This is a genomic window from Oligella sp. HMSC09E12 (genome assembly GCF_001808505.1).
GTDB classification, from domain to species: Bacteria; Pseudomonadota; Gammaproteobacteria; order Burkholderiales; family Burkholderiaceae_B; genus Oligella; species Oligella urethralis.
Map to the genome: position 1 here is coordinate 1 of NZ_KV793592.1, position 528 is coordinate 528.

Genomic DNA, 528 nt, shown 5'->3' on the forward strand with positions numbered 1-528 from the left:
CCGGGCACGTTCCGATACATTACTCCCCCGTCCGCCACTCGCCATCAAGAGAGCAAGCTCTCTCATGCTGCCGTTCGACTTGCATGTGTAAAGCATCCCGCTAGCGTTCAATCTGAGCCAGGATCAAACTCTTCAGTTTAATCTCTGCATTGACTGCGATAGATAATCACCGTAGCAACTACCTATCTTCGCTTAATTACTTTAGTACTCAAAAGAAATAAAACAGTTCATATCACACAAGGATATAACCTTACTATTTCTTCATAACTTAAGCATAAGCACTTAAAACATAATTTATTTCGCTCACCGTCGTGAAACGGCGGTCGCTCACCATGTTAAGTGCCCACACTTATCGGTTGTTTAAATTGTTAAAGAACACGTGGTTGATTTCAACCAGTTAAACCATCCTAGCGAATCGCTTAGCTTGTTGCCATCAGCGCTGCTTCGTGAGCAGCAAAGATTTAAATTATGAATCATCTAAATCTATTTGTCAACACATTTTTAAAAATATTTGAAAATAAATTTTAG

The 528-nt window shown here is 39.8% G+C and carries 1 rRNA gene; it reads right to left on the reverse strand.

The features are described from left to right. A 16S ribosomal RNA gene (locus tag HMPREF3179_RS08065) occupies positions 1-139 on the reverse strand; the annotation flags it as partial. Positions 140-528 lie beyond the last annotated feature (389 nt).